Origin of the sequence: Rhodococcus sp. 1R11, assembly GCF_004563845.1 — a bacterium.
Classification (GTDB): Bacteria; Actinomycetota; Actinomycetes; order Mycobacteriales; family Mycobacteriaceae; genus Rhodococcoides.
The window spans coordinates 43,362-69,759 of the sequence record NZ_SPNG01000012.1 but is presented as its reverse complement, the minus strand read 5'-3'; the positions used below and the strand labels follow the sequence as shown (position 1 = coordinate 69,759).

Annotated in this window: 25 protein-coding genes; 10 read left to right on the top strand and 15 right to left on the bottom strand. The window is 64.9% G+C overall.

From position 1 onward, the window contains the following. Window positions 1-6: 6 nt before the first annotated feature. The 4 genes from mdo to E4P29_RS20220 all read right to left on the bottom strand — a co-directional run bounded on the left by mdo (window position 7) and on the right by E4P29_RS20220 (window position 4,733). On the bottom strand, window positions 7-1,278 hold the full coding sequence (gene mdo / locus E4P29_RS20235) for an NDMA-dependent methanol dehydrogenase (protein WP_027496261.1): 1,272 nt from the start codon (window positions 1,276-1,278) through the stop codon (window positions 7-9). Window positions 1,279-1,476: 198 nt separating this feature from the next. Next, a complete protein-coding gene (locus tag E4P29_RS20230; protein ID WP_245154423.1) occupies window positions 1,477-2,685 on the bottom strand; it encodes an MFS transporter in 1,209 nt (402 codons plus the stop codon). A gap of 108 nt (window positions 2,686-2,793) precedes the next feature. Further along, window positions 2,794-3,564: an aspartate/glutamate racemase family protein gene (locus E4P29_RS20225; RefSeq protein WP_135046939.1), complete on the bottom strand. Its 771-nt coding sequence runs from the start codon at window positions 3,562-3,564 to the stop codon at window positions 2,794-2,796. Next, window positions 3,561-4,733 (bottom strand): cystathionine gamma-synthase, encoded by a 1,173-nt coding sequence (locus tag E4P29_RS20220; protein ID WP_135046938.1) that lies wholly within the window; start codon window positions 4,731-4,733, stop codon window positions 3,561-3,563. The genes E4P29_RS20225 and E4P29_RS20220 overlap by 4 nt, the downstream gene beginning before the upstream one ends. A gap of 81 nt (window positions 4,734-4,814) precedes the next feature. Between E4P29_RS20220 and E4P29_RS20215 the strand changes: the two genes are divergently transcribed. Beyond that, window positions 4,815-5,987: an acyl-CoA dehydrogenase family protein gene (locus tag E4P29_RS20215; protein ID WP_135046937.1), complete on the top strand. Its 1,173-nt coding sequence runs from the start codon at window positions 4,815-4,817 to the stop codon at window positions 5,985-5,987. A 53-nt stretch (window positions 5,988-6,040) separates the two neighbouring features. On the opposite strand, the gene E4P29_RS20210 is transcribed toward E4P29_RS20215, so the two are convergent. Further along, on the bottom strand, window positions 6,041-7,426 hold the full coding sequence (locus E4P29_RS20210; RefSeq protein ID WP_135046936.1) for a cystathionine beta-synthase: 1,386 nt from the start codon (window positions 7,424-7,426) through the stop codon (window positions 6,041-6,043). Between the two features lie 95 nt (window positions 7,427-7,521). On the opposite strand from E4P29_RS20210, the gene E4P29_RS20205 reads away from it, so the two are divergent. Further along, complete coding sequence (locus E4P29_RS20205; protein ID WP_135046935.1) at window positions 7,522-8,535, top strand: SGNH/GDSL hydrolase family protein; 1,014 nt, start codon at window positions 7,522-7,524, stop codon at window positions 8,533-8,535. Window positions 8,536-8,607: 72 nt separating this feature from the next. Further along, entirely contained in the window at window positions 8,608-9,828 is a 1,221-nt protein-coding gene (locus tag E4P29_RS20200) for an acetyl-CoA C-acetyltransferase (protein ID WP_135046934.1), read from the top strand. Between the two features lie 66 nt (window positions 9,829-9,894). Here E4P29_RS20200 and E4P29_RS20195 read toward each other — a convergent pair whose 3' ends face one another. Next, on the bottom strand, window positions 9,895-10,743 hold the full coding sequence (locus E4P29_RS20195; RefSeq protein WP_135046933.1) for a Bax inhibitor-1/YccA family protein: 849 nt from the start codon (window positions 10,741-10,743) through the stop codon (window positions 9,895-9,897). Between the two features lie 197 nt (window positions 10,744-10,940). On the opposite strand from E4P29_RS20195, the gene E4P29_RS20190 reads away from it, so the two are divergent. Further along, on the top strand, window positions 10,941-11,366 hold the full coding sequence (locus tag E4P29_RS20190) for a hypothetical protein (protein ID WP_032376583.1): 426 nt from the start codon (window positions 10,941-10,943) through the stop codon (window positions 11,364-11,366). Window positions 11,367-11,390: 24 nt separating this feature from the next. On the opposite strand, the gene E4P29_RS20185 is transcribed toward E4P29_RS20190, so the two are convergent. After that, window positions 11,391-12,509, bottom strand: coding sequence for a methyltransferase (locus E4P29_RS20185; protein ID WP_135046932.1), 1,119 nt, complete (start codon window positions 12,507-12,509; stop codon window positions 11,391-11,393). Between the two features lie 114 nt (window positions 12,510-12,623). On the opposite strand from E4P29_RS20185, the gene E4P29_RS26560 reads away from it, so the two are divergent. Beyond that, window positions 12,624-12,746: a hypothetical protein gene (locus tag E4P29_RS26560; protein ID WP_280634556.1), complete on the top strand. Its 123-nt coding sequence runs from the start codon at window positions 12,624-12,626 to the stop codon at window positions 12,744-12,746. Window positions 12,747-12,749: 3 nt separating this feature from the next. Here the strand turns inward: E4P29_RS26560 and E4P29_RS20180 are convergent, their stop codons facing one another. Beyond that, window positions 12,750-13,274 carry a peroxiredoxin gene (locus E4P29_RS20180; protein ID WP_135046931.1) on the bottom strand — a complete coding sequence of 175 codons (525 nt, stop codon included), beginning with the start codon at window positions 13,272-13,274 and terminating at the stop codon, window positions 12,750-12,752. Window positions 13,275-13,320: 46 nt separating this feature from the next. Continuing rightward, window positions 13,321-13,893, bottom strand: coding sequence for an antibiotic biosynthesis monooxygenase (locus tag E4P29_RS20175; protein ID WP_135046930.1), 573 nt, complete (start codon window positions 13,891-13,893; stop codon window positions 13,321-13,323). 166 nt (window positions 13,894-14,059) lie between these two features. On the opposite strand from E4P29_RS20175, the gene E4P29_RS20170 reads away from it, so the two are divergent. Continuing rightward, window positions 14,060-14,557, top strand: a complete 498-nt coding sequence (locus tag E4P29_RS20170) for an Lrp/AsnC family transcriptional regulator (protein ID WP_135046929.1) — start codon at window positions 14,060-14,062, stop codon at window positions 14,555-14,557. Beyond that, complete coding sequence (locus tag E4P29_RS20165) at window positions 14,554-15,696, top strand: FAD-dependent oxidoreductase (RefSeq protein WP_135046928.1); 1,143 nt, start codon at window positions 14,554-14,556, stop codon at window positions 15,694-15,696. The genes E4P29_RS20170 and E4P29_RS20165 overlap by 4 nt, the downstream gene beginning before the upstream one ends. A 67-nt stretch (window positions 15,697-15,763) precedes the next feature. Here the strand turns inward: E4P29_RS20165 and E4P29_RS20160 are convergent, their stop codons facing one another. Continuing rightward, entirely contained in the window at window positions 15,764-16,381 is a 618-nt protein-coding gene (locus tag E4P29_RS20160; protein ID WP_135046927.1) for a helix-turn-helix domain-containing protein, read from the bottom strand. Between the two features lie 139 nt (window positions 16,382-16,520). Here E4P29_RS20160 and E4P29_RS20155 point away from each other — a divergent pair, with 139 nt between their 5' ends. After that, window positions 16,521-17,990 (top strand): MDR family MFS transporter, encoded by a 1,470-nt coding sequence (locus E4P29_RS20155; protein ID WP_135046926.1) that lies wholly within the window; start codon window positions 16,521-16,523, stop codon window positions 17,988-17,990. A gap of 32 nt (window positions 17,991-18,022) precedes the next feature. Here the strand turns inward: E4P29_RS20155 and E4P29_RS20150 are convergent, their stop codons facing one another. From E4P29_RS20150 to pdhA, 3 genes are all read right to left on the bottom strand, one after another. Beyond that, window positions 18,023-19,354: a dihydrolipoamide acetyltransferase family protein gene (locus E4P29_RS20150; RefSeq protein WP_135046925.1), complete on the bottom strand. Its 1,332-nt coding sequence runs from the start codon at window positions 19,352-19,354 to the stop codon at window positions 18,023-18,025. A gap of 76 nt (window positions 19,355-19,430) precedes the next feature. Beyond that, window positions 19,431-20,435 (bottom strand): alpha-ketoacid dehydrogenase subunit beta, encoded by a 1,005-nt coding sequence (locus E4P29_RS20145; protein WP_032375634.1) that lies wholly within the window; start codon window positions 20,433-20,435, stop codon window positions 19,431-19,433. Beyond that, window positions 20,432-21,514 (bottom strand): pyruvate dehydrogenase (acetyl-transferring) E1 component subunit alpha, encoded by a 1,083-nt coding sequence (gene pdhA / locus E4P29_RS20140; protein ID WP_032375633.1) that lies wholly within the window; start codon window positions 21,512-21,514, stop codon window positions 20,432-20,434. The genes E4P29_RS20145 and pdhA overlap by 4 nt, the downstream gene beginning before the upstream one ends. A 134-nt stretch (window positions 21,515-21,648) precedes the next feature. Here pdhA and E4P29_RS20135 point away from each other — a divergent pair, with 134 nt between their 5' ends. Further along, window positions 21,649-22,128, top strand: a complete 480-nt coding sequence (locus E4P29_RS20135; RefSeq protein WP_027496234.1) for an Lrp/AsnC family transcriptional regulator — start codon at window positions 21,649-21,651, stop codon at window positions 22,126-22,128. 166 nt (window positions 22,129-22,294) lie between these two features. Then, window positions 22,295-23,440, top strand: coding sequence for a Glu/Leu/Phe/Val dehydrogenase (locus E4P29_RS20130; protein WP_209205474.1), 1,146 nt, complete (start codon window positions 22,295-22,297; stop codon window positions 23,438-23,440). A gap of 95 nt (window positions 23,441-23,535) precedes the next feature. On the opposite strand, the gene E4P29_RS20125 is transcribed toward E4P29_RS20130, so the two are convergent. Continuing rightward, on the bottom strand, window positions 23,536-24,987 hold the full coding sequence (locus tag E4P29_RS20125) for an NAD-dependent succinate-semialdehyde dehydrogenase (protein ID WP_135046924.1): 1,452 nt from the start codon (window positions 24,985-24,987) through the stop codon (window positions 23,536-23,538). A gap of 1 nt (window position 24,988) precedes the next feature. Continuing rightward, entirely contained in the window at window positions 24,989-26,353 is a 1,365-nt protein-coding gene (gene gabT / locus E4P29_RS20120) for a 4-aminobutyrate--2-oxoglutarate transaminase (RefSeq protein WP_135046923.1), read from the bottom strand. Window positions 26,354-26,398: the final 45 nt, after the last annotated feature.

Below are 26,398 nucleotides of genomic sequence, written 5' to 3'. Positions count from 1 at the left end.
GCAGCATCAGTACGACTCGTTGATCGCGTGTGAGACGACCGGAATCATCGACTCGACGGTGACCTCGCGAGGGTTACCCGGGGTGCACCAGTCTTCCTGGATGTGCTCGGAGATCTTGAGCACCGACTTCTCGTCGCCCTTGATCACGTCGCCCTTGCCGGCGTACTTGCCGGTGTTCATCCGGTTCTTGTCGTACGTCGCGGAACGGATCGATCCGAAGTTGTCGGGAATGCCGACGTCTTTCGCCAGCCTGATGGCGGCTTCGACTGCCGCGTCGGCCGCCTGGACGGTGGTCATGTTCTTCGTGTCGACACCCATGGCCACGGCGATCTCCGCGTAACGCTCGTAGCGCGAAGGCAGGTTGTACTCCCACACCCGTGGCAGCGCGATGGCGTTGTTGAGGCCGTGAGCACTGTCGTAGAACGCACTGATCGCATGTGAGATCGAGTGGATGACACCGAGTCCGCCGGAGTTGAACGCCTGCGTGGCGATGTATTGGGCGTTCATCATGCCCTCGCGAGCCTTCAGATTGCCCGGGTCGTAGACGGCCTCGCGAAGGTGCTTGGACACCAGGCCGATCGAGTAGATCGCGTTGCCCAGCGACGGCGCGAAGTCGAGTCGCGAGACGTACGGCTCGGCACCGTGGGCCAGAACGTCGAAGCCGCAGAACGCGGTCCACTGCTGGGGGCAGGTGTAGTAGAGCAGCGGGTCGTCCAGTGCGAGAGTCGGTGTCGACGCCTCGTCGAAGGCGAGCCACTTGTGCGGCTTCTCCATGTCCGAGGTGTCGGTGATGACGTACGCCCAGGACGTCTCCGAACCCGTTCCGGCGGTGGTCGATACGGCGATATGGGGTGGGTTCTGCTTGTTCGTGGACTTGGAGAATCCCTCGAACTCGTTGATGTTGCGGCCGTCATGGGCAACGACGACGCGAATGCCCTTGGCCGCGTCGTGGCTCGAGCCGCCACCGACGGAGATGACGCTGTCGCACTTCTCCTTCTGGTAGAGCGCGGCACCGTCCATGACGTTGTAGTCCTTGGGGTTCGACTCGACCTTGTCGTAGAGAACCACCTCGACGCCCTGATATTCGATCTTGCCGATCAGTTCCTCGATGATGCCAGACCCGCGCAGTCCGGTGGTGACGAGCAGGGCACGCTTGAATCCGAGTTCCTTCGCCTCGACGCCGATCATGTCGTGAGCGCCGACTCCCAGCTTGGCGCGCGGCAGCGGGTGAAACTCCTTGATGGGGAATTCCCAGATCTGATTGAGCTCGATTGCCATCGGTGTCTCCTCGGTGAGTGTGGTCAGGAAACGCCGGGGGTGTGTGATCGGCGTCTCACTGATGACCACCATGGCCGCACAGAGAGGAGATCGGAACACTTGCAGGGCAGAACCGTTCCAACACCGCTGCCGGACTGTCCGACTGGGCAGTACGTGGTGCCCGTCCTCGGGAGGGGAGATCGAGCAGTGATCGAGGCGCTATCGATTTCGTCGCTGCGACATCGAGAAACCAAGAACCGAGAACAGTGCGAGCGCAATGACGAAAGACCCGTACACCTCGACCGTCGTGGTCAACCCCAGACGATGAACTGCCAACCCGGCGATGACCGCAGGCACACTGAATGCGAGGTAGCTGACGACGAAGGTGGTGGCGAACACTCCACCCCGCTCCGCAGCGGGAACCAGCGCACCCAGCGTGCGCATCGCGCCGAGAAATGTTGCTCCCCAACCCGAACCGGCGATAACGGCTCCCACGAAGTAGAGCGGGACCGATGACGTCACCACCGATGCGAGCGACAGAGCGACTCCGGCGGCCAGCACCGTCGCGCCGATCATCATCACCGTGCGCGGTACGCCGTTGCGTACCAGTGCAGCCGCAACTGCGCCCGACGCGAACAAAGGAAAGATCTCGAGCCCACCGACGATGTGGTTGTCGATACCGAAGACGGTGCCGATGATCGACGGCCCCAGAGAGAGGTGGAATCCGCCGAGCGACCACGTCGCGAACAGAGCGGGTGCGATGAGAAGGAACGGGCCGCGCACCGACTTCGGAAGCGAGGCTCGCGGCAACAGCGTCGATGCCAGATGACGCCGGGAATCGAAGCCGCGCATCGCGGACGTCTCCGGCACGAACAGCAGGGCCACGGCCAATACCGCCGCGGCTGCGATCAACAGAGCGAACACGAGTATCTCCGGCGCCGGTGCCAGCTGCACCAGCAGTCCCGCACCGAGTGCGCCACCGGCGATGCCCAGAGAGGGTGCGATGCTGTTGATCAGGGGTCCGGTCGAGGCGTTGGGCTGCAGGTCGATGACGGCCGCGCTCATGGCCCCTGTTGCGGCACCGGCAGCGATGCCCTGGACCACACGCGCCGCGATGAGCATCGGGACGCTGTCGGCAACGATGAACAACACCAGACTGACGATCAGTAGCAGCAGTGATGCGATCAGGATCGGCTTGCGCCCGACGTGGTCGGACAGGCTTCCGACGGTGAGCAACGTGGCCAGCAATGCGACCGCGTACACCGCGAAGATCGACGTCAGCGTGATGGCGCTGAACCCCCACGACTGCTGATACACCGGGTAGAGCGGCGACGGTGCAGCCGAGGACGCCATGAGCACGATGAAGGCGATGCCGACCACCCAGAAGGCGTGTCGATGCGGAATTCGCGCCGCTACCCTGCTGTGCACGTTCCGTGTGTCGACACCGACCATGTGCTCATTCCCTCCACCGCAACGACCGTTACCTCAGTGAAGGACAACGCACGAACGCACCGGGCATTCCCCGGCGGCGTGAAACTAACGAGCTCGCGCTCCGTCGAGCAGTACCGCTGCCTCGCGGTAGCGATGTGCACTCTCCGGTAGCGCGCCTTCGATCCCGCTCAGCCACACCGACACCATTCCTGCACCGGTCCGCCCCGAACCGACCTCGTCCGCGCGTCGCACCGTCTGATTGGCCACGGCCGCCGCGCTGTCGAACATCGTCACGCTTTTGGGTAGACGCGCGACGATGTCGTCCAGCACCAATGGGTAGTGGGTGCAACCCAACACGATGGACTCGACGTCGTCGGGTGTGGCGGCCACCGCAGCGTCGATGGCCGCGCGTATTCCGGTCGAGTCTCCGCGATCGATCGAATCGGCCAAACCGTGGCAGGCAACGCTGGTCACCGTCCGACGAGAGGCGAATTCGTCGATCAACCGGGCCTGGTACGCACTTGCCGTCGTGGCCGCCGTCGCCCAGATCGCGATCCGATCACTCGCAGCCGCTGCGGGTTTGATCGCCGGGACCGTCCCCACCACGGGAATCGAATCACCGAGCGCAGCCCGCACCTGGCTCAACGCCGTCACACTGGCCGTGTTGCACGGCAGCACCACGACCTCGGCTCCGAGTTCGACGGCATGCCGAGCGGTACCGACCACCCGGTCGATCACCCACGCATCCGGCTTCGGACCCCACGGAGCGTTGTCGGGATCCATCATCAGCACCAGATCGAGCTCGGGACGCGACTCACGCAGGCGAGCTGCCGTCGGGAGCATTCCCAACCCCGAGTCGATCAGTGCGACGATCATGCCAGTGCTTGCTCGACGTCGCCCACCAGATCGGCACCGTCCTCGATACCGACGGACAGACGCACCAGGTCGTCCGGGACCTCGAGCAGCGAACCGGCCGTCGACGCGTGGGTCATCGCACCGGGATGCTCGATCAGAGACTCGACGCCGCCCAAAGATTCTGCGAGAGTGAAGATCTCGGTCTTCGCGCAGAAATCGAGAGCGGCCTGCCTGCCGCCGGCCAGCCGCACGGAGACCATGCCGCCGAACCGTCGCATCTGCTTCGCGGCCACCGCGTGAGACGGGTGCGACTCGAGGCCGGGGTAGATGACCTGCGAGATGGCCGGATGCCCGTCGAGGAATTCGACGATCTTCTCCGCGTTGTCGCTGTGCCGTTCCATCCGCAACGCGAGGGTCTTGATGCCACGCAAGGTCAGGAACGCGTCGAACGGTCCGGGAACTCCCCCGGCACCGTTCTGCAGGAATGCGAACGCGGTGTCGAGCTCTTCACTGTCGGTCACCAAAGCGCCGCCGACGACGTCGGAGTGACCACCGATGTACTTGGTCGTCGAGTGCAGCACCACGTCGGCACCGAGGGACAACGGCTGCTGCAGGTAGGGAGAAGCGAAGGTGTTGTCGACGACGAGCTTGGCCCCGCCCTCGTGCGCGACGCCCGCGAGCGCCTCGATGTCACCGACGTTGAGCAACGGGTTGGTCGGAGTCTCGACCCACACCAGCTTGGTGTTCGGACGCATCGCAGCGCGGACCTCGTCGACGTCCGAGACCGCGGCCACGGAGTACTCGATGCCCCACTGGGTGAAGACCTTGTCGATCAGTCGGTACGTGCCGCCGTAGGCATCGTTGGGAATGACGAGGTGGTCACCGGGACGCAGCGCCGACCGCAGCATGCAGTCGGTGGCGGCCATGCCCGACGAGAAAGCGCGCCCGTAGCTGCCGGACTCGATGGCCGCGAGGTTGGCCTCGAGCGGCCGACGCGTCGGGTTGCCGGTGCGCGCGTACTCGAATCCGCTGCGCATTCCGCCGACCCCGTCTTGCGCGAACGTGGAGCTGGCGTAGATCGGCACGTTCACTGCGCCGGTCAGCGGATCGGGCTCGTAACCCGCGTGGACCGCCTTGGTGGAAAAGCCCTGCCAGGACGTGTTGTCTGCCTTGCTGCGCTGCTCACTCATGGCCTCCACACTAATCGGCCTGCGTCGCCCGGCGGGGGCGTGGGTAACCTGCGAAGACAACCCCCAGCGGAAAGAGGCACCGTGGCCAACTCCCAGAGCGTCGACGAACTGTTCGCGATCGATTCCCTCCTCGACGACGAAGAACGTCAGATCCGGGACACCGTCCGCAAGTTCGGCAACGAACGCATCCGTCCGCACATCGCCGACTGGTTCGACGAAGGCACGGTGCCGGCGCGCGAACTGGCCAAGGAACTGGGCTCACTCGGCTTGCTCGGCATGCACCTCGAGGGCTACGGCTGCGCCGGAACATCGGCGACGGCGTACGGGCTGGCCTGCCTCGAACTCGAAGCCATCGATTCCGGCATCCGCTCGCTGGTCTCGGTGCAGGGCTCGCTGGCGATGTTCGCCATCTGGAAGTACGGGTCCGAGGAACAGAAGCAGCAGTGGTTGCCGGGGATGGCCGAGGGTTCGCTCATCGGCTGCTTCGGTCTCACCGAGGCAGACTTCGGATCCAACCCCGGTGGCATGCTCACCCGCGCCAAGCGCGACGGTGACGACTGGATTCTCAACGGCAGCAAGATGTGGATCACCAACGGTCCGGTCGCCGACGTCGCCGTCGTGTGGGCTCAGACCGACGACAAGGTCCGAGGTTTCGTCGTTCCCACGGACACCCCCGGATTCACCGCGAACACCGTCAAGAAGAAGCTGTCCCTACGCGCGTCGATCACCGGGGAGTTGGTCTTCGACGACGTCCGACTCCCTGCCGACGCGATGTTGCCCGAGGCCCGCGGCCTGAGCGGCCCGTTGAGCTGCCTCAACGAGGCACGGTTCGGCATCGTGTTCGGCGCGATGGGAGCGGCTCGGGACTGCATCGAATCGGCGATCGAGTACTCCAAGACCCGCGCGGTGTTCGACAAGCCGCTGGCCGGATACCAGCTCACCCAGGCCAAGCTCGCGAACATGGCGCTCGAACTCGGCAAGGGTCAACTGCTCGCGCTGCACCTGGGCCGGCTCAAGGACAAGGGCGAGCTACCGGGCGAGCGAGTGTCGCTCGGCAAGCTCAACAATGTGCGTGAAGCCATCAAAATCGCTCGTGAATGCCGAACGATTTTGGCCGCCAACGGAATCACGTTGGAATACCCGGTACTCCGGCATGCCAACAACCTCGAATCCGTCCTCACCTACGAGGGCACATCCGAGGTCCACCAGCTGGTGATCGGGCAGGCGCTGACCGGCTCGAGTGCAGTGCGCTGACGCGTAGTGGTGTGGCTGAGTGCCCCCTGGGGCACTCAGCCACACCACTGCCGCTAGGCACCCTTGCTGAGGAAACCGAGCAGATCGTGGCGAGTGATGACACCGACAGGCTTGCCCTCTTCGACGACCATCAGCGCATCGGACTCGCCGAGGGCCTTGGTGGCGTCGGAGACGGTTTCGCCGGCACCGATGAGGGGGAACGGCTCACTCATGTGCTTGGCCACCGGATCGGCCAATGCGGCGCGACCCTCGAACACGGCGCTGAGCAGGTCCCGTTCGGTGACGCTGCCGGCGACCTCGCCTGCCATGACGGGCGGCTCGGCTCCGACGACGGGCATCTGAGAAACGCCGTATTCGCGCAGGATCTCGATGGCGTCGCGCACGGTCTCGGATGGGTGGGTGTGCACCAGATCGGGCAGGGCACCGGACTTGCCGCGCAGCACTGCGCCGACCGAGGTCTCCTCGGTGGTGCCGTCCAGACGTGAACGCAGGAAGCCGTACGAGGACATCCACGAGTCGTTGAAGATCTTCGCCAGGTAGCCGCGGCCACCGTCGGGCAGTAGTACGACGACCAACGCGTCGGGGCCTTCGCGCTCGGCAACCTGGATTGCGGCCACGGCGGCCATTCCGCACGAGCCGCCGACCAACAGGCCTTCCTCGCGAGCGAGGCGACGGGTCATGTCGAAGGAGTCGGCGTCGGAGACTGCGATGATCTCGTCCGGGATGGACGGGTCGTAGGCGGTCGGCCAGAAGTCCTCACCGACACCCTCGACCAGGTACGGACGTCCCGTGCCACCGGAGTACACCGATCCCTCGGGGTCGACGCCGATGACCTTGACCTTGCCGCCGGAGACCTCCTTGAGGTACTTGCCGGTGCCCGAGATGGTGCCGCCGGTGCCGACGCCCGCGACGAAGTGCGTGATCTTGCCGTCGGTGTCGGCCCAGATCTCGGGCCCGGTGGTCTCGTAGTGGCTGGCCGGGCCGGCCGGGTTGGCGTACTGGTTCGGCTTCCACGCTCCCTCGATCTCGCGGACGAGTCGGTCGGAGACGCTGTAGTAGCTGTTGGGGTCCTCTGGCGCGACGGCCGTGGGGCAGACTACGACCTCGGCGCCGTAGGCACGCAGCACGTTGCGCTTGTCCTCACCGACCTTGTCGGGGCACACGAACACACACTTGTAGCCACGCTGCTGCGCGACGAGCGCGAGGCCGACGCCGGTGTTGCCGGACGTGGGCTCGACGATGGTGCCGCCGGGCTTCAACTCGCCCGACGCCTCGGCCGCGTCGATCATCTTCACGGCGATGCGGTCCTTCGACGAACCACCCGGGTTGAGGTATTCGATCTTGGCCGCGACCGTGCCGGCACCGTCGCCGATGACGGAGGACAACTTCACCAACGGGGTGTTGCCGATGAGTTCGGTGATGTGCTGTGCGATGCGCATTGCTCCATCTTCCCAGATGCAGGTATTCGACTCTCGGCCACGGCTGTCGACACCCGCATACGATGGTGAGAGGGCACGACGAGAGGGATCGATCTGTGACGGCGAGCGGATGGCGTACCGCCGCGAAAGCGAGCGCCGCGACCGTGCTGGCAGGCTCCGGAGCAGGGACTGCGTCCTGGGCCGCGTACCGGCATCTGATGGCTCAGGCGGCTGCGGCCCGAGGCGTGATCGGACGAACCACAGCCAAGCCGCCGGAGGCGGACGGGGTCTACACCGCCGGCTGCGCAGCACCCGAGCGGTGGCGACTGGGAAGTTCAGCAGATATTCATCTGATGATCTTCGGCGACTCCACCGCAGCAGGTGTGGGCTGCACTGTGGCCGACGAGGTACCGGGGGTCCTGCTCGCGCGCGGGTTGGCGGAAGAAACCGGTCAGCGAATCCGCTTGAGTACCAAAGCAATTGCAGGTGCCACCTCCAAGGGTCTCGAAGGCCAGGTCGACGCCATGTTCGTCGCGGGCCCGCCGCCCGATGCCGCGGTGATCTTCATCGGCGCGAACGACGTGACGAAGAAGTTCTCCATTCCGGCGTCAGCGGCCAGGCTCGGCGATGCAGTCGAACGACTGACGGCCAAGGGCTGCGTCGTCGCGGTGGGAACGTGCCCCGATCTCGGTGTCGTGACAGCCATTCCGCAACCGCTGCGTACCGTCGTCCGCAATTGGGGTCGGCGGCTGGCCCATGCCCAGACGGCCAGGACTCTCAGCGCCGGCGGACATCCGGTAGCCCTGGCGGATCTGCTGGCACCCGAGTTTCTGGCCGCCCCCGACACGATGTTCTCGGCGGACCGCTTCCACCCGTCCGCTGCGGGGTACGAGCTGGCCGCCCAACAGATTCTGCCGGTGCTCGCCTCCGCCCTCGGCGTATGGCACGGCGGCCCACTGCCCGAACTGCCGACGGTGTCCGCCGCCGCCGAATCACGCAGAGCCATCCCCCGCGCCACCGCCGCGTTGGACCGTTTCCTGCGCCGCAGAACTGCCGAGCTCGACGCCGAAATCGGCAGCGCGGCGGAGGATCTCCTACGTCGTGGAGATGGCCGTCAGGCAGGGTTGTAAGTTCGATCAGGAGACATCGCCTACTCGGCGGTAACAGAGCAGGTAAGCAGTATCGATATCGAAGGAGATCTCATGCCAGAGGCAGTCATCGTCGCCACCGCGCGCTCACCCATCGGTAGGGCAATGAAGGGGTCGCTCAAGGACATTCGTCCCGACGACCTCACTGCTCAGATGGTCGCCGCTGCGCTGGCCAAGGTGCCCTCGCTCGACCCGAAGGACATCGACGACCTGCTCCTGGGCTGCGGCCTGCCCGGCGGGATGCAGGGCAACAACCTCGCCCGCATCGTCGCGGTTCAGCTCGGCTACGACTCGCTCCCCGGAACGACGATCACGCGCTACTGTTCGTCCTCGCTGCAGACCACCCGGATGGCGCTGCACGCGATCAAGGCAGGCGAGGGTGACGTGTTCATCTCCGCTGGTGTCGAGAGCGTGTCCAGCTTCATCCACGGCAGCTCCGACTCGCTGCCCGAGAGCCACAACCCGATCTTCGCCGACGCCGAGGCCCGCACCAAGAAGGCGCAGGAAGAGGGCGCGGACAGCTGGACCGATCCCCGCGAGAACGGCCAGCTTCCCGACGCGTACATCGCGATGGGCCAGACGGCCGAGAACGTCGCACTGCTCACCGGCATCACCCGCGAGGACCAGGACCGTTGGGGCGTCCGCAGCCAGAACCGCGCCGAGGAAGCCATCAACGCCGGTTTCTTCGAGCGGGAGATCACCCCGGTGACCCTGCCCGACGGTACCGTCGTCAACACCGACGACGGCCCTCGCGCCGGCACCACGTACGAGAAGATCAGCCAGCTCAAGCCCGTATTCCGGCCCAACGGCACCATCACCGCAGGCAACGCCTGCCCCCTCAACGACGGCGCAGCAGCGCTCGTCATCATGAGCGACACCAAGGCCAAGGAACTGGGTCTGACCCCGTTGGCCCGCATCGTCTCCACCGGAGTCACCGGCACGTCCCCCGAGATCATGGGCCTGGGCCCGATCGAGGCCACCCGTAAGGCGCTGAAGATCGCCGGCATGTCGATCTCCGACATCGACCTGTTCGAGATCAACGAGGCCTTCGCGGTGCAGGTCCTGGGCTCGGCGCGCGACCTCGGTATCGAGGAGGACAAGCTCAACGTCTCCGGTGGTGCCATCGCGATCGGCCACCCGTTCGGTATGACCGGTGCCCGCATCACCACCACGTTGCTGAACAACCTGACCACTCACGACAAGACGTTCGGCGTCGAGACGATGTGCGTCGGCGGCGGCATGGGTATGGCAATGGTGCTCGAACGCCTCAGCTGATCCGAGACACCACAACGAAAAAGCCCCGCCCTCCGGAAAGGAGTGGCGGGGCTTTTCGCGTGAGTACTAGTCGTTCTGGAAGTAGCTCAGCAGACGCAGGATCTCGACGTACAGCCAGACCAGCGTGATGGTCAGGCCGAGGGCGACGCCCCAGGCTGCCTTCTCGGGAGCCTGTGCGCGGATCAGCTGATCGGCCTGGTCGAAGTCCAGCAGGAAGCTGAACGCGGCAATACCGATGCAGACGAGGCTGAAGATGATGGCGATAGGTCCGCCGTCACGCAGCCCGAATCCACCGTCCATGAAGAAGCTGGCGACGAGGTTGCCGAGCATGAGCACGACGACGCCGATGAGGGCACCGACGACCATCCTGGTCAAGCGCGGTGTGACGCGGATCGCGCCGGTCTTGTAGACGACCAGCATGCCGAAGAACACGCCGAAGGTACCGAGGATGGCCTGGCCGATGAGACCAGATCCACCGCTCATACCGAACATCTCTCCGGTGAACACGAGCGACAGAGCACCGAGGAAAACGCCTTCGGCTGCCGCGTAGGCCAAGACGATGAATTTGTTGTCCATCTTGCGCCCGAAAGTCGCAAACATGACGAGGCCGAAGCCGATCAGTCCACCAGCGATGAGCAACGCGGGTGCGGCCGAAGGGTTGGCGGATGCATACAGGTACGAGATGATCGCCGTGACGCTGAGCACCCCGAGTGTGATGCCGGTCTTGGTGACGACGTCATCGATCGTCATGGCCCGCTGCGCGGGCTGCGTGACGTACGGGTCGGCCTGTGTTCCGGGATGCTGGCCGAACGTGGCGGCCTGCGAGGCTCCAGCCGTCGCAGATCCGAATGTGGCGTATCCGCCGCCCTGCTGCTTGGGCAGGTTGCGGAACACCGGGTTGCTGGAGGTGCGCACCGTGTCTCTTCCCTTCGTAAGTTCTGATCCCCACCGGGGATCTCCCCGTCGGTCATCAGTAGAACGTTCGACATCCGGACAAAAGTTCCCGTGACGAGAACCTCTACGTCGGACAAAACGGACTCTACCGGGTGGGTCGTCGAAACGCGGACACGACCGCGTGTGTGACACCGAATCGAAACGGGCACTATGAGGAAATGGCAATCGAAGACGGACCCGACCAGACTTTGGACCCCAGCGAAAGCGTCGACTCCGACGAGGTGCGCAACGACGACGGCGATACCGTGGTCGATCCCCCCGACCACTGGAGCGAGGCCAACAGCTTCGGCACCACCGCCCGCGAGGCCGCCGAGGGCGAGAGCCTGGACCTCAAGCTCAGCGAGGAAGAACCCGACATCGCGGTCGAGGAAGAGCTCGACCGCCCGATCACCGAGACCCCCGACGACGAGTTGACCGAGGAATTGGTAGACCACGTCGTCGAGGAATCCGACGAGGATCCCGATATCGACTATGCCGAAGGCCAGCGTCAGGCGGAGATCGTCGAAGGAACCCTCGTCGAGGACCGCGGGCGCAACCGCGGCCAGATCGACGGCTCCCCCGAAGACGGCGGCCCGGTCACCTGACGTTCTCGCACCTGATCTTCACCGTTACTCGCTCGGGCGCACCGAGCGAGTGACGGTGAATTTGGTGTTGCGGCCCATCGAATCGGTGGGTCCGACGGCGTCGGCGAGGGCCCGGCGATAGTTCAGGTGGGTGTTGAACACCGTCCACAACTGTCCGCCCGGCCGCAGCACGCGTCCGGCGGCCTCGAACAACTTGCCTGCCCCGCCTGTGTGTACTGCAGCGCCTTCGTGGAACGGAGGGTTGCAGACGATCAGATCCACCGACCGGGACTCGAACGTCGACATCGCGTCGTCGGCGATCACCGCGATCCGAGTCCCATTCGCCTCCGCCGTCGCCGCTGCCGACGCGATCGCTGCAGCCGAACGATCGGTCGCGATCACCTCCAGATCCGGCCTGGTTCGCGCCAGCTCTGCTGCGAGAATTCCTGTGCCGCAGCCCAAGTCGACGGCTGTGCGAGCACGCGGCAACATCTTCGGAACGAACTCGAGCAGAAACCGTGTCCCGATGTCCAGGCCTGCGCCGGCGAACACAGCGCCATGGGCCACGACCGTCATGTCGATATCCGCGATTCGCTTGCGAACCGGATACGTCATCTCCGACGCCACTGCCCCGGCCGCGGTGAGCACCCGGGCTTTCTGCCGGCCTCGTCCGGCCGTGACCGTCGTGAAGGACCGTCGCAGCACGTCGTTCATGGCGGGGGTCATGTGTTTGTCTCGCCCGCCGGCCAGGACGACGACATTCTGGGGTGCATGCGCCGCGATGTGCTCGGCGATCTCGGTGAGCTCGGCCAGACCTCGCGGCAACTGCATCAACACGGTGCCGACGCCGTCGAGCAGTTCCGCACCCAGCCCGTGGTGGGTATACGTGCCGACCATCGACACACGCGCTGCGTTCAGTTCGAGAGCGCGTACGCCGGTGACAGCGTCCTGGTGCACTCGCACGTCGGTGAACCCCAGGGCCGCCGCACCCAGAGTCAGAGCGCCGTAGCGATCGCCGATCACAGCGATCGGTGCGGTGCGGTCGACCCCCAGCTCGTCGACGGTGTCGAGCAGCAAACGATCTGCCGCGTCGACCGCATGCAGATTGGGTGCCTCGGCATCGGGCTCACGCCGCAGAGCTTCGAATAACGTTTCATCGGACACCCGGGCAGTATTCCACCCCTGGCAGCTGCGCCCCGACCGGTCGTTTCGACGGTTCACCGGCCCGATTCCGCGCGGCAAGTGGCTATTGCGACCGATGAGGTGCATGCTCGGGGAATGGAACACAAAGACAAGAACGAGGCGCTCTTCAGCCATCCCGACGACGCATCGACCGATGCCTCGGCCGAGTCGACGAAGCCCGCCGTCTACACCGCCCTCTTCAGCGGTGCCAACGACTGACCCTCACGACAGATATCGCAGGTACTCCAGCGCCTTGGTCGCGTGTACGTGACCGCGCTCGCTCTGCACCACCATCCGCACCGTACGGTGCCGATCGATCACGAACGTCGTCCGCTTCACGGACAACAACTGTCGTAGGTAACTGCGTCGAGCCACGTTCGAGTGGCCGCGCTCGAAATCCCGAAGTCGACGCCTACGGGCGAACCACCCGCCGCGCCGCACGCCGAACTGTTCGGCAACCGCCCCGTCGGCATCCGAGAGCAACGGAAAGTCGAACGACCTCTGCAGCGCGAAGTGTTGGTTCTTGTCACGAGTGTCGGTGCTGATGCCCACTCGCTGCGCACCGAACCTGGCGAACTCCGCACCCAGATCCCGGAAATGGCACGCCTCGGCCGTGCAGATCGGACTGTTCGCAGCCGGATAGAAGAACAGGACCACCGGTCCCGACGCCGCGAGCTCGGTGAGCGCACGACGTTCACCGGAATGATCGGGCAGTTCGAAATCCGGGGCGGTCTGTCCGATTCGCATGACGCAGAGGGTACCGCTCAGCTCGCAACGAGCAGACCCGTGGCCGTCAAGCGCGCGGTGCCAGCCACTTTCGCAGTCGTGCGGTGACGAACGGCATCACCACGTACACCATCAGCGGAGTGCACATCATCACCACGACCGCAGTCCGCAGGGCCACGTTCAGGTGGGTGAGATGTGGGGTGATCACTAGGTTCACCAACAGGCTGACGGCATAGAACGCAACCCCGATGGACACGGCCTGCTTCCACCGCGGCGGGGGACCGCCCACGACGCGGACGGCGTCGGTGAGGTTCGACTGTGGCTCGAACCATCCCTCCACGCCCGAAAGTCGATGTGTCACAACGTCGTCGGCTATCGGACGGCCACGGCCGAGCCAATCGCGCCTGGCCTCCGAACGCAACCATGCCTCGAGATGGTCGTGCGTTTCGAATCGATACACCACGTGATAGTCACTGGATTCGGCCGAGCTGCGCAGCCAGCCTCCGCCGAGAAAGCCCGGGAAGGTTCGCACCAGGTCGATGCCCCGGTCGGTCCATTCGACGAAGTCCGCCTCGTGTCCCTCACGAACGCGTCGTGCGACCGAGGTCGTGACGTGCTCGAGCGTGTCGGTCATGGCCATGGGGTCCCCTCCTGCGTCGGTTCGTCGTCCGTGTGTTCTACACAGACTGTGCCGAAATGGACCGAGTATCAAATCAGGAACCGGATTGCAGACCGATGGCATACTGGAGCTCGCTGTGTGACTATTCGTCCACGAGCTTCCATCGCGATCGGTCTGGAGTGGACGTATGGCACCGAGCGAGACCGAGTACGAACTCGACGACGTGGACCGGCGCATCGTCACCGAACTGAGCCGAGACGGCCGCATGTCGATGAGGGCCCTCGCAGAGGCCACCCACATTTCCCGCGCACATGCCTACGTCCGCGTCGACCGCCTCGTCGACGAAGGTGTGATCGAGGGTTTCACCGCCCGTATCGCGTACGAGAAAGCCGGGTTCGGCGCATCCGCGTATGTCGCACTGTCGATTCGGCAGGATTCCTGGCGCGCTGTCGCCGACGACCTCAGTACGTTCCCGTTCGTGGAACACGTCAGCTTGATGGGCGGTGACTTCGACGCCTTGGTCCTCGTGCGCGCTCCGGACAACTCGGCATTGCGGCACCTGGTACTCGACAAGTTGCAAGGGCTGGACGGGATACTGTCGACGCGGACGTGGCTGATCTTCGACGAAGCAGTCGGCCCCGGAGCGCAATGGTCCACGCCGAAACCGAACAGGAGACATCCATGAGCGCCACCGAACAGCCCGCACTCTCGGACGTCATTGTCATCGGCGGCGGCATCGGCGGTGTCTCACTCGCGTACGAACTCGCCGGCGACCGCCGTGTCACACTGCTCGAGCGTGAGTCCACGCTGGCGTTCCACACCACCGGTCGATCTGCGGCGCTGTTTCTGGAGACCTACGGCAACAGCACGATTCGCGCCTTGACGACCGCCAGCCGAGACTTTCTGGTGAACCCACCCGATTGTTTCCGGTCGGATTTGCTCACCCCACGTCCACTGTTGCAATTCGCGGCCACGGGACGCGGCGATGCCCTCGAAGCGATGTACACCGAGGTCAGTCGCCTCACTCCCGACGCGCAGCTGGTCTCCCCCACCGACGCATGCACATTCTTCCCACCGATACGGCCCGAGCTGATCGATTGCGCTCTGTACGAACCGCATTCGATGGAGGTCGACGTCCATGCTCTGCATCAGGGCTTCGTCGGCGGTCTTCGACAGCGGGGCGGTCGGATTCACACCAAAACCGCGGTGACCGAGCTCGAGCGAGCGAACGGTCTATGGCACGTACGCGCGTCGGACGGGACGACTCACCGGGCTCCACTGGTCGTGAACGCGGCAGGGGCCTGGGCGGATGTCGTCGGCGCGATGGCGGGGGCCCGCCACATCGGCTTGGTTCCCAAGCGCAGGTCGGTCTTCATGGTCTCCGCGCCCGACGATCTCGACACCGAGAGTCTCGCGACACTGAGCGACATCGACGAGAAGTTCTACATCAAACCCGAAGGTGCACAACTGTTGTGCTCACCGGCCGACGAGACGGCGGTCGAACCGAGCGATGCCCGCCCGGACGAGTTGGAGATCGCGCGGGCGTTCGACGACATCGCCGAGGTGACCACTCTGACTGCGCGACACGTTCGTTCGTCCTGGGCCGGATTGCGCAGCTTCGTTCCCGATCGCACCCCGGTGGTCGGGTTCGACCCCGAGCTCGAGGGCTTCTTCTGGTGCGCCGGGCAGGGCGGCTACGGAATCCAGACGTGTGCGGCGTTGGCCCGGGTCGGCGCGGCTGTCGTTCGCGGAGAACCGGTTCCGGCCGACGTGGCCGAGCGCGGCCTTCTCGAAGCGGATCTGTCGCCCCGCCGTCTCGGCTAGAGGCGCTGCGCGCCACGTGCGCGGAAACTCGACCTGGGCTACGAAGTTCCACTCACGACGTGAGACGTCAGCCGGCGACTACGCGTCGCAGATCGCGCACTGTCGTTCGATAGATGTCCAGCAGGTCGGCATCCTGCCCGCCGTCGATCCGTACCGCCCAGTCGTCGAAGGCAATACGCAGGGCCATACCGGCACCTTCGACCAACAGTCGTGCATACGAACGTGATTCGTGGTCACCGAGTCGCTCGGTCACCGCATCGGTGATGCGGCACAGTGTCATCGCGTCGGCGGCGAAGGCTGCGGCTCGCAGATGCGCGTCGATACCGATCAGTCGCCGAGTGCGTAGGAGTCGGTCACGCGCCTCCTCGGGCGCTGTCGACAGTCGCTCGACGGACTGCTCGTACAACGCTTCGATTCCAGGCAGAGTGATGTGCTCGGGCGAGGTGGCGGCGAGCCACTGCGCGAAGTCGACCTCGAAATCAGGGTCGACGCCGAGAACGGACTCCTCCTTCGAGGCAAAGCTGCGAAAGAACGTACTCGGTGACACCCCCGCTCGGCGCGCGATCTCGTCCACCGTGGTCGCGGCGCAGCCCTGCTTCTCGAACAGCTCGAGTGCGGCGCGAGTGATCTCGAGCCGAGTGTCTCGGCGACGTCGCTCTCGCAGGTCCGGCACTCGTTCGCTCATCCTCGTCCATCCGTCGGTGCGGTCACTATTCGCTGTCAACTTACCAGCAAACATCAAGTTGACAGTCACTGTCATGATGATTGAAGCTATCTCCATACGATTGCACGCTTCGATCCCATACGCGAAAGTTTGTCGACATATGAGTTCACCCGAGACCGACCGCACCCCCGACGAGCAACTCGCGCCGGGCAGCAAGCTACTGATCGGCATATTGGTCATCGCGGCCTTCGTCATGATCCTCAACGAGACGATCATGAGCGTGGCGCTCCCGACCCTGATGGTCGACCTCGAGATCACGGCAACCACGGCCCAGTGGCTCACCACCGGATTCCTACTGACCATGGCGGTGGTCATTCCCGTCACCGGCTACCTGTTCCAACGCTTCACTCTGCGTCAGGTGTTCGTGTCAGCGATGACCCTGTTCACCATCGGCACCCTGCTCGCGGCCTCGGCACCCGGTTTCGAGCTACTTCTGCTCGGCCGCATCACGCAGGCCAGCGGCACGGCGATCATGCTGCCGCTACTCATGACCACAGTGCTCACCGTCGTCCCGGCCCACAAGCGGGGCGCGATGATGGGTGTGATCTCCATCGTCATCGCCGTCGCGCCGGCCGTCGGCCCCACCATCTCCGGAGTCATTCTCGACTCGCTGAATTGGCGTTGGATGTTCTGGCTCGTTCTTCCCATCGCGCTCGTCGCATTCGGCATCGGAACCACTCTGGTGAGGAACGTGACCGAGACGGGACGGCCCTCGTTCGATCCCGCGTCGGTCGTGTTGTCCGCCTTGGCGTTCGGCGGCATCGTCTACGGCCTGAGCAGCCTCGGCCATTCTGCCGAGGAGTCCGTCGTACCGGTCTGGTTGCCGTTGGTGGTGGGAGTGATCGCACTCGTCGTGTTCGTGCTGCGGCAGATCGCCCGCCAGGAACGCGGCGGCGCGCTGCTGGACATGCGTCCGTTCCGCACCCCCACGTTCAGCATCGGACTCGGCATGATCGCGATCTCGATGATGGCCCTGTTCGGTGCCTTGATCCTCCTGCCGATGTATCTGCAGAACGTGCGCGGCCTCGACACCCTCGCGACCGGCCTGATGCTCCTGCCCGGCGGATTGCTGATGGGTCTGCTCGCACCGTTCGTCGGACGCATCTTCGACCGAATCGGGCCGCGCCCGTTGGTCATCCCTGGAGCCATGGTGGTGAGCGCCGCGTTGTGGTCCATGACGGTGCTGGACGCACAGTCGGCACTACCACTGGTCGTCGGTATTCACATGCTGCTCTCGGCGGGACTCGCGCTCATCATGACTCCGCTGATGACCTCCTCGCTCGGATCCCTTCCCACCCGCCTGTACTCGCACGGCAGCGCAATCTTCAACACCGTGCAGCAGCTGGCCGGAGCCGCAGGAACCGCACTGTTCGTCACCGTTATGTCGAACACCGCAGCAGCCCGAATCTCCGACGGCGCAACGCAGGTGGGTGGTTCCGAGGCAGGCATCCACACCGCATTTCTGTGCGGTGGGGCGGTGTCACTGGTCGCCGTGGCTGCGTCGTTCTTCATCCGAGCACAGGCAAGCAATGATCGAGACGAGGCCGTGTCGGCGCAACCGGTTCACTGAACCCCGGCAGCATTCACACCGCGCCGCCGCGGTCAGCCGAGCGCGATCAGATCGATCGGGTGAGTCAGCAGACGACCGACGAGGGCGAGAAATTCCGACCCCTGTTGGCCGTCGACCAGTCGATGATCGAACGAGAGCGACAGTGTCGTCACCGACCGTAAAGCGATCTCGCCGTTGTGTTCCCACGGCGTTCGACGGATGGACCCGAAGCACAGAATGGCCGCCTCGCCCGGGTTCAGAATCGGCGTGCCTGCGTCGACTCCGAACACCCCCACGTTGGTGATGGTGATGGTGCCGTCGGCCAGATCGGCCGGACTGCTCTTGCCCTCCTTCGCGATACGCGTCAGGTCGGCCAGAGCACGCGCGAGGTCCACCAGGGAGAGTTCGTGAGCGTTCTTGATGTTGGGGACCATCAATCCGCGGGGTGTCGCCGCCGCGATGCCGAGGTTGACGTAGAACTTGGTCACGATCTCCTGTGCAACCTCGTCCCAGCTCGAGTTCAGCGACGGATTCGATTTCAGGGCAACGAGAACGGCTTTGGACACCAGAGCCAACGGCGTCAGCCGCACGTCCCGGAAATGCGTGGAGGACCGCAGCGACTCGAGGAGTTCGAGCGTCTCGGTCACGTCGACGGTCACGAATTCGGTGACGTGAGGTGCAGTGAACGCACTTCGCACCATGGCCTCGGCGGTGTGCTTGCGTACACCCTTGATCGGAGTGCGCTCCTCTCGACCGGTCCGCCCGGATACCGACTGCTGCGCATCGGTACCACTCTGCACATCGGTCTCACTCTGCACCGCCGACGCGCCCTCGAGGTACGACTCCACGTCCTGACGGGTGACGTCGCCGTGGGAGCCACTCGCGGGCAGCTCGTTGAGATCGACGCCGTTGTCCTTGGCCATCTTTCGTACCGGTGGGGCCGCAAGCGGCTTTCCGTTCTGGACGTTCGGCGCGGACGCCGCGGGTGAGTCGACGCGGCCACCGCGTCGGCTGGAGCCTTCCTTCGCGACGCCGTAACCCACGAGCACCGGAACGCGCTCGTCCTCGTCCTCCCCGGAAGAGGTGTTCTGAATCGGGGAAACGGACTGCTCCGGATCGGACGCAACCGGTTCGTCCTCACCGCCGACTCTGATGTCGATGATCGGCACTCCGACCTCCACCGTGTCGCCCTCGGAAACATGCAGGGCAGCAACGACCCCGGCGAACGGGGAAGGCAACTCGACCGCAGCCTTGGCCGTCTCGACCTCGGCGATGTTCTGATTGAGTTCGATGGTGTCACCGACCGCGACGAGCCAGGTCAACAGGTCGGCCTCTGTGAGGCCCTCCCCCAGGTCGGGCAGCGGAAAACTCTTGATGGTGGACATCGTCGAATCCTGTTCGGTCGGTATCGGCGGAGGATGTGTGATCGAGGCGAAACGGCAGCTCAATGCGAACGGCAGCTCAGTGCGAACGGCAGCGGTCCACTGCGTCGAGGATCCGGTCGACGTCGGGAAGATAGAACTTCTCGAGCTTCGACGCCGGGTACGGCGTTCCGAATCCACCGACCCGCAGCACCGGCGCTTCGAGGTTGTAGAAGCACCGCTCGGAGATGCGGGCGGCTATCTCCGAGCCGAGTCCCATGAAAACCGGGGCCTCGTGTGTGACGACGAGCCGTCCGGTCTTGCGCACCGACGCTTCGACGGTCTCGAAGTCGATCGGCGAGAGCGACCGCAGATCGATGACCTCGATCGAGATACCCTCGTGTGCAGCAACTTCGGCTGCCTTACGGGCAGTGGACACCAACGGTCCGTAGGCCACCAGTGTGATGTCGGTGCCCTCGGTGACCACCCGCGCCCGATGCAGCGGGAAGGCGGTGTCGAGATCGTCGGCACCGAGGTCGATCGCACTCTTCTCCCAGTATCGACGTTTGGGTTCGAAGAACAGCACGGGATCATCACTGGCGATGGCCTGCTGGATCATCGAGTAGCCGTCGGCGGCGTTGCTGCAGGTCACCACGCGCAGTCCGGCGGTCTGGGCGAAGTAGCCCTCCGGCGATTCCGAATGATGTTCCACTGCACCGATTCCGCCGCCGTAGGGCACGCGGATGGTCATCGGGATCTTGACATTTCCGCTCGTGCGATAGTGCAGTTTGGCTACCTGCGACACGATCTGATCGAACGCCGGGTAGATGAAGCCGTCGAACTGGATCTCGCACACGGGACGGAATCCGCGCATCGCCAGGCCCACAGCGGTACCGATGATGCCCGATTCGGCCAGCGGCATGTCCAGTACTCGGCCGGGCCCGAAGTCCTTCTGCAGGCCGTCGGTGATGCGGAAGACGCCACCGAGCTTGCCGATGTCCTCACCCATCAGCAACACCTTGGGATCGTTCTCCATCGCGCGACGCAGGCCGGCATTGATGGCTTTGCCCAGCGGCAGGCTGGTGGGCCGTTCCAGGGTGGTCATGACGTGACTCCTTCGAATCCAGCTTGGTAGGAGGCGAATTGGGCCCGCTCGTCGTCCAGCAGAGAGTGCGGGTCGGCGTAGACGTTGTCGAATACCGTCATCGCTTCGGGTTCGACGGTCTCGAGGCATCCACGTCGCAAATCGGCGGCGACGTCGTCCGCCGTCCGCTGGACCGAAGCCACGAACTCGTCGTCGAACACGCCGATTCGTCTGAGCAGCTTCTCGATTCGGTCGATCGGATCCTTGGCACGCCACTCGTCGTCCATGGCCCCGGATCGATATCTCGTCGGATCGTCGGACGTGGTGTGCGGCCCCATTCGGTAGGTGACGGCCTCGATGAGCGTCGGGCCGCTGCCCTCACGGGCTCGGGCGAGCGCCGCTCTGGTCACGGCCAGCACAGCGAGCACGTCGTTTCCGTCGACTCGTACCGACGGGATGCCGAATCCCTCACCGCGTGCCGCGATCGTCGACTTGGTCTGCACGGTCACCGGTTCGGAGATCGCCCACTGGTTGTTCTGGCAGAAGAACACCACCGGCGCATGGAAACTGGCGGCGAAACCGAGAGCCTCCGAGATATCGCCCTGACTGGTTGCTCCGTCTCCGAAGTACGTGATGGCAGCACCGTCGGCACCCTCGAGCTGCATGCCGATTGCGTATCCGGTCGCGTGCAGACCCTGCGAGCCGACGATGATCGCCGGAGTCGTCATTCGATATTCGTACGGATCCCATCCCGACAGGGTCGATCCGCGCCAGAAGCGGAGCATGCGAGTGGGATCGACTCCGCGGCAGTAGGCGACCCCGTGCTCGCGGTAGCTGGCGAACACGAAGTCCTCGGAGTCGAGCGCGCGGGCCGAGCCGACCTGCGCCGCTTCCTGTCCGAGCAACGGAGCCCACAACCCCAACTCGCCTTGCCGCTGCAGCGCGGTGGCCTCGGCGTCGATGCGCCGGACGACCACCAGATCGCGATAGATCTCCTTCATCGCAGCCGTGTCGATGTCCGCGACCAGAGGGGAATACGTCTCGTTGCGGACCACCGTTCCGGATTCCTTGATCAGCTGTATCAGCGAGGTGGTGTTCATGTCCGTGGCACTCTCCGTCGTGATGTGATGTCCTTCACAAGGACACCACCGACGCCCAGCGTGCACAAGTGACGACTTCAGAATTACGCAGTGTGCACAATATCGGGTAACGACCGAGCTACAGGAAGTGCGCAATGACCGATCTCGACAAGACCGACGCCCGACTCCTCCTGGCCCTGTGCGCCAAGCCTCGAGCCACCGGCGTCGAACTCGCAACAACGTTGGGCCTGTCCCGCAACACCGTCCAGGCACGCCTCGGGCGGTGGGACGACAAGGGATCGCTCACCCCCATCGATCACCGCATTCCACCGAAGTCTCTGGGACGCCCGTTGCAGGCCTTCGTGACCGCTCAGGTCAATCAGCACACGTTGGCAGCGGTCACCGAGCACCTCCGGACGATCCCCGAAGTACTCGAGGTGTTCGGTCTGTCCGGCGCAGCGGACATGCACATCCGCATTGCGGCGGTCGACGCCGACGACCTGTACCGCATAGCCGGCCTGATCCTCGACATTCCTGGCGTCGAGCGGACCAACATGTCGATCGCCATGTCCGAGCTGATTCAGTATCGAACCAAGCCGTTGCTCGAACAGCTCGCCGATGACGGCCGCCGCTGAGCACCCCGACCATCCCCGCCGGACCGATACCGACCGCATCACGCAATCTGCACGGTCCGAGCGATGCCGGTTGACCGGTCTGCGTCGTGCACGACACCCTGTGACGGACAAGACATCCGGGCAGCCTCTGCATCTGCTCCCATCCCCTGACCGAAAGAGACCGACTGTGTCCGTCGTTGCCGACCACTCTGCCGTCACACCCACTCGACATCGCTCTTCTGTTGCCCAGAACGCGAATTCGGCACCGGCACCGGCCGCATCCGGTGTCTTCGACCGGCCCGACATGCCACATGACTCCGCGCACGAGCGCGTGGTGTTCTGCCACGATCGAGACACCGGTCTGCGCGCAATCGTCGCGATTCACTCGACCGTGTTGGGACCGGCGCTCGGCGGAACGCGCTTCTACCCGTACGCAACCGAGCAGGACGCCGTGACCGACGTACTGCGACTCTCCCGCGGGATGACCTACAAGGCGGCTGTCGCAGGGGTGGATCTGGGCGGCGGCAAGGCAGTCATCATCGGCGACCCGACCGTCATCAAGACCCCGACATTGCTCGAGGCCTACGGCCGGTTCGTCGAATCGCTCGGCGGCACGTACGTCACGGCAGGCGACGTCGGCACCAACAGCGACGACCTCGATATCGTCGCCGAAGAAACGGCCTACGTCGTCGGTAAGAACACCACCGCGGGCGGCACCGGCGACAGCGGTCCACAGACGGCACTCGGGGTTTATCTCTCTCTGCTGGCAGCAGCCGAATCGACCTGGGGCTCCGACGATCTGACCGGCAGACGAGTAGGTGTCGAAGGCGCAGGCAAGGTGGGTTACAACCTGGTGGCGCTCCTGCGCGGAGCGGGTGCCGACGTGCTCGTCAGCGACTCCTACGAACCTGCACTCGATCGGATCGCCCAGGACTTCCCCGGCGTCGCGATCGGAACCGACATCATCGGTGCCGACATCGATGTGTACGCCCCGTGCGCCATGGGAGCAACGCTCGACGCGTCCTCGGTGGACCGGCTGTCGGCGTCCATCGTGTGCGGTGCTGCGAACAATCAACTGCTCACGCCCGACGTCGAATCGTTGCTGGCCGCCCGGGGCATCGTCTGGGTACCGGACTACGTGGCCAATGCCGGCGGCTTGATCCAGGTGGAAGGTGAACTGCGCGGCCGAGATTCGGCCAAGGTGATGGCCACCATCGGAAAGATCCGCACCACCGTCACCGACATCTTCGCCATGGCACGCACCGAAGGGATCCTGCTGGGTGCGGCCGCGGACCGATTGGCCGAGAAGCGAATTGCGGCCGCGAGGGGTTAGGGACGGCACGCCCGGTGCGCTCCACCCTGCGGCGAATGTGCCGCGCCGGCCTCAGGAGTGGAGCGCACCGTTCCGATCTACTGCACCGCTGCGATCTACTGCAGCGCGATGTACTTGGTCTCGAGGTATTCCTCGATCCCTTCCGAGCCGCCCTCTCGTCCGAAGCCCGACTCCTTCACACCGCCGAAGGGGGCCGCGGCGTCGGAGATGGCGCCCCGGTTGACCCCCACCATCCCGGTGTCGAGAGCAGCCGAGACCCGCAGAGCCCGATCGAGGCTTCCGGTGTAGAAATAGGCCACCAATCCGTACCGGGTGTCGTTGGCCGCGGCGACGGCCTCGTCCTCGGTCTCGAATCCGACGATGGCGGCAACCGGCCCGAAGATCTCGTCACGCAACAGGTTTGCGTCGGCCGGGATACGGTCGAGCACAGTGGGCGTGTAGAAGAACCCGGGACCGTCGGGCACCGATCCGCCGGTGCGGATGTGGGCACCCTTGGCAACGGCATCGTCGACGAGTGCCGACACCGTCCGCCGCTGCTTGTCGTTGATGAGTGGTCCGATGTCGGTGCCGTCGCGATCACCGGGGCCGACCGTCAGCGCCGCGATTCTCGCGGTCAGCTTCTCGGTGAATTCCTCGCGAACGGACTCGGCCACGTACAGACGGTTTGCTGCAGTGCATGCCTCGCCGCCGTTACGCATCTTGGCGAGCATCGCCCCGTCGACCGCGGCATCGATGTTCGCGTCCTCGAACACGATGAACGGCGCATTGCCGCCGAGCTCCATCGATGTCCGGAGCAGTCGGTCGGCTGCATTGCGCACCAACAGCTTTCCCACTCCGGTCGATCCGGTGAACGTGACCTTCCTCAGTCTGGGGTCGTCCATCAACGGCCCGGTGACCGATGCAGCATCCGAGGCCGGGAGCACCGACAACACACCGCTGGGCAATCCGGCGTCGGCGAACACCTGGCCGAGCAGGAGCATCGTCAGTGGGGTGTCCTCGGCCGGCTTGACGATGACGGTGCAACCCGCTGCGAGCGCGGGACCGATCTTGCGAGTTCCCATGGCCAGCGGGAAGTTCCACGGAGTGATCGCCAGCACCGGGCCGACCGGCATCTTGGTGACCAGAATTCGGCCGTTACCGGCGGGCGCAGGGGTGTACCGGCCGCCGATCCGGACCGCTTCCTCGCTGAACCAGCGTAGGAATTCACCGCCGTAGTTCACTTCACCGCGACTCTCCGCCAACGATTTTCCCATTTCCAGGGTCATCAGTAGAGCGAAATCTGCTGCACGTTCTTGCAGCAGATCGAAGGCGCGCCGCAGAATCTCGGCTCGCTCCCGTGCAGGCGTCGCCGCCCACTCCGGTTGCGCCGCGGCGGCGAGATCGAGGGCCGCGATGCCGTCGGCCGCACCCGCGTCGGCGACGGTGGTCAGCTCCTCACCGGTGGCGGGATTCAGGACGGCGAATCGCGCGCCGGACTGCGCGGGGGTCTGCTTTCCACCGAGCCACAGGTCGGTGGGCAACGAGGACAACAACTGCTCGACGGCCATGTCAGAGTCCCTTCGAAGCGTCGCGCAGTGCGTTCTCGAGGACCGTGAGTGCGTCGTCGAGTAACTCGTCGGAGATCACCAGCGGCGGAAGCAGGCGCAGGACGTTGCCGTAGGTCCCGCACGTCAACACGATCACCCCAGCCGCGAGTGCCGCAGCAGCAACGGCTTTGGTCGCCTCCGCGTTCGGTTCACGCCCACCCGGTACGACGAGCTCGACGGCGAGCATGGCCCCACGGCCTCGAACCTCACCGATGATCCCCACCTCCGGCATCAACGCCGCGAGCCGATCGACGACGATGCGTTCGATGTCGCGGGCGCGGCCGTTGAGGTCGAGGGTCTCCATCTGTTCGATCGATGCCAGTGCTGCGGCGCACGCGACGGGATTGCCTCCGTAGGTGCCGCCGAGCCCACCGGGATGCACGGCGTCGATCAGATCGGCCCGGCCGGTCACCGCAGCCAGCGGCATACCGCCCGCGATGCCCTTGGCCATGGTGATCAGATCCGGCACGATGCCCTCGTGCTCGCTGGCGAACCAGGCACCGGTGCGAGTGAATCCGGACTGCACCTCGTCGGCGATGAACACGACATCATGCTCGCGCGCCCACTCGACCAGCGCAGGCAGGAACCCGTCCGCCGGCACGACGAAGCCGCCCTCACCCTGGATCGGCTCGATCAGGATCGCAGCGAGATTGTCTGCGCCGACCTGCTTTTCGATCATGGAGATCGCACGAGCGGCGGCCTGTGCACCGGTGACGGCCGATCCGTCGGCACCGAGGCCCTCACGGAACGGGTACGACATCGGAACCCGATAGACCTCGGGAGCGAACGGCCCGAATCCACTCTTGTACGGCATCGACTTCGAGGTCAGAGCCATCGTCAGGTTCGTGCGGCCGTGATACGCGTGATCGAACACGACCACAGCCGAGCGGCCGGTGGCATGCCGGGCGATCTTGACTGCGTTCTCGACGGCCTCGGCACCACTGTTGAACAACACGGTGCGCTTGTCGTGATCACCGGGTGTGAGTTCGGCCAGCTTCTCGGCGACCGCGATGTATCCCTCGTAGGGCGCGATCATGAAGCAGGTGTGGGTGAAGTGAGCAACCTGATCCTGCACGGCAGCAACGACAGCCGGATTCGACGCACCGACGGTCGTGACGGCGATACCGGCACCGAGGTCGATCAACGAATTGCCGTCGACATCGACCACGACACCGCCGTCCGCGTCGGCCACATACACCGGCAACGTCGATGCAACGCCTGCACCGACGACGGCCTTGCGGCGCTCGGCCAGCGCCGAGGATTTCGGGCCGGGGAACGCGGTGACGATCCTGCGCTCCTGCGGAAGTCGGTATTCGATCGAAGCCATGGTCGCACCTTTCGGGTTGGTCGCTGTGCAGCAAGTATGCGACCG

What these genes read in the sequence shown, in the direction of transcription:
- E4P29_RS26560 (WP_280634556.1), top strand. Translation starts at nt 12,624, where the DNA reads ATGGAACACAAAGACAAGAACGAGGCGCTCTTCAGCCATCCCGACGAC.
- E4P29_RS20155 (WP_135046926.1), top strand. Translation starts at nt 16,521, where the DNA reads ATGAGTTCACCCGAGACCGACCGCACCCCCGACGAGCAACTCGCGCCG.
- E4P29_RS20125 (WP_135046924.1), bottom strand. Translation starts at nt 24,987, where the DNA reads ATGGCCGTCGAGCAGTTGTTGTCCTCGTTGCCCACCGACCTGTGGCTC.
- E4P29_RS20190 (WP_032376583.1), top strand. Translation starts at nt 10,941, where the DNA reads ATGGCAATCGAAGACGGACCCGACCAGACTTTGGACCCCAGCGAAAGC.
- E4P29_RS20170 (WP_135046929.1), top strand. Translation starts at nt 14,060, where the DNA reads ATGGCACCGAGCGAGACCGAGTACGAACTCGACGACGTGGACCGGCGC.
- mdo (WP_027496261.1), bottom strand. Translation starts at nt 1,278, where the DNA reads ATGGCAATCGAGCTCAATCAGATCTGGGAATTCCCCATCAAGGAGTTT.
- E4P29_RS20210 (WP_135046936.1), bottom strand. Translation starts at nt 7,426, where the DNA reads ATGCGCATCGCACAGCACATCACCGAACTCATCGGCAACACCCCGTTG.
- E4P29_RS20180 (WP_135046931.1), bottom strand. Translation starts at nt 13,274, where the DNA reads ATGCGAATCGGACAGACCGCCCCGGATTTCGAACTGCCCGATCATTCC.
- E4P29_RS20150 (WP_135046925.1), bottom strand. Translation starts at nt 19,354, where the DNA reads ATGTCCACCATCAAGAGTTTTCCGCTGCCCGACCTGGGGGAGGGCCTC.
- pdhA (WP_032375633.1), bottom strand. Translation starts at nt 21,514, where the DNA reads ATGAACACCACCTCGCTGATACAGCTGATCAAGGAATCCGGAACGGTG.
- E4P29_RS20220 (WP_135046938.1), bottom strand. Translation starts at nt 4,733, where the DNA reads ATGAGTGAGCAGCGCAGCAAGGCAGACAACACGTCCTGGCAGGGCTTT.
- E4P29_RS20200 (WP_135046934.1), top strand. Translation starts at nt 8,608, where the DNA reads ATGCCAGAGGCAGTCATCGTCGCCACCGCGCGCTCACCCATCGGTAGG.
- E4P29_RS20160 (WP_135046927.1), bottom strand. Translation starts at nt 16,381, where the DNA reads ATGAGCGAACGAGTGCCGGACCTGCGAGAGCGACGTCGCCGAGACACT.
- E4P29_RS20135 (WP_027496234.1), top strand. Translation starts at nt 21,649, where the DNA reads ATGACCGATCTCGACAAGACCGACGCCCGACTCCTCCTGGCCCTGTGC.
- E4P29_RS20225 (WP_135046939.1), bottom strand. Translation starts at nt 3,564, where the DNA reads ATGATCGTCGCACTGATCGACTCGGGGTTGGGAATGCTCCCGACGGCA.
- gabT (WP_135046923.1), bottom strand. Translation starts at nt 26,353, where the DNA reads ATGGCTTCGATCGAATACCGACTTCCGCAGGAGCGCAGGATCGTCACC.
- E4P29_RS20165 (WP_135046928.1), top strand. Translation starts at nt 14,554, where the DNA reads ATGAGCGCCACCGAACAGCCCGCACTCTCGGACGTCATTGTCATCGGC.
- E4P29_RS20175 (WP_135046930.1), bottom strand. Translation starts at nt 13,893, where the DNA reads ATGGCCATGACCGACACGCTCGAGCACGTCACGACCTCGGTCGCACGA.
- E4P29_RS20145 (WP_032375634.1), bottom strand. Translation starts at nt 20,435, where the DNA reads ATGACCACCCTGGAACGGCCCACCAGCCTGCCGCTGGGCAAAGCCATC.